General features: G+C 37.2%; 2 protein-coding genes and 1 pseudogene. 2 read left to right on the top strand and 1 reads right to left on the bottom strand.

Annotation, left to right across the window (positions count from 1 at the left end; translation table 11 throughout):
- Nucleotides 1-268, top strand: a pseudogene (locus ABZ924_RS38760) (hypothetical protein); the annotation flags it as partial.
- Here ABZ924_RS38760 and ABZ924_RS38755 read toward each other — a convergent pair.
- Entirely contained in the window at nt 265-693 is a 429-nt protein-coding gene (locus ABZ924_RS38755) for a hypothetical protein (protein ID WP_361920460.1), read from the bottom strand. The pseudogene ABZ924_RS38760 and the gene ABZ924_RS38755 sit on opposite strands and share 4 nt — an antisense overlap.
- A 33-nt stretch (nt 694-726) precedes the next feature.
- Between ABZ924_RS38755 and ABZ924_RS38750 the strand changes: the two genes are divergently transcribed.
- Complete coding sequence (locus tag ABZ924_RS38750) at nt 727-975, top strand: hypothetical protein (protein WP_361920458.1); 249 nt, start codon at nt 727-729, stop codon at nt 973-975.
- The last annotated feature ends 193 nt before the right edge of the window (nt 976-1,168 follow it).

Below are 1,168 nucleotides of genomic sequence, written 5' to 3'. Positions count from 1 at the left end.
GTCAAATGGTGAAATTGGTTCTGGAAAAACAAGACTCCTGAATACTTGTCTTAGTCACATTCAGTTTGACCGAGACCAATGGCTAATCAAAAATTATAACCAAGTGAGCCACCTCCAAAAATCGGGTAGTGTAAATAAACTGCTGGCGGAAGAAGTGGCGGTAGAACAGGTATACTCCAGGTTTTTAGGGGAATTGAAATGGCAAAGTGAATCGTTAATCGTTGTCAAATCCCCATATAGCAGTTGGCAGGCCACCATCGAAGTTTAGATTTTTTCAATATCACTGGTTACTCCGTACAGGTACATTTCTTGACCTAATAAAGAATTTTTCTTTGCTTGAGCTTCGACAGATAAGCTTGTTGCTTTTACCTGCTCAAAAGAATGAGAAGCCAGGGAGTATTTTCCGACATAGTTAACAGGCTGTCTGTTTTTTTCCTGTAGAAAGTAGGTACATAAAGATTCTAATTGTGAATTTGTTGTTACAGGTTTTAGCTTGATATTAGTGGATTTTTGCTGGCCATACTTATCGATTATAGGTTTTAAGTCTAATGGAAGGAGAATCTTTGCATAAACTCGTGATTGATCTCCAAGCAATTCACATACAAAGTAAATTACGCCGCCTTCGCTATAATAGTTTTTTAAATCAACTAATTTTACGGGGAAAGTTGCTTGAAAAGGAGAGATTTTTTTCACTGATTACTGCTTTCAGAAGAGGATAGCCATCTGTTGGACCTTAAGGAAGAGGATTATGCGAAAATGCGCACAGAAAATTTGGGACCGTCTGTATTAGATGCTCCTTCACAAAAAAGTGTCTTCCAACCGTATGTAAACATAATTGTCAAAAGGTTAGAAAATGGTGATTTAACCTATATGGAGGCAATTAAACGTTTAAACCGGGTCAATCCTAAGAAAGCTCAGGAAATCCAGGAGAAGCATCAGAAAAAAATGGATGAGTGGGATGACGATGAAGACTGACTGGTGAAAGGAGTATTGTATGAATGTTGCTGGTTCTGAAGCATGTTTAATCGACGCCCCGATGTTTTGCTGCATTTGTTTCTCTAAATTCTTTCGCTTTTCCTTTAATTTCTCAATCTGTTCTTCAATGCTTGTGATCTTTTCAATGTTATTTGCCATTGTCTCCACTCCTTTTTAACTTATATATTAAAAT

The organism is Streptomyces sp. NPDC046876 (genome assembly GCF_040645035.1).
Classification (GTDB): Bacteria; Actinomycetota; Actinomycetes; order Streptomycetales; family Streptomycetaceae; genus Streptomyces.
Note: the sequence above shows the minus strand (reverse complement) of the source record. Positions and strands in the feature narration are given on the sequence as shown.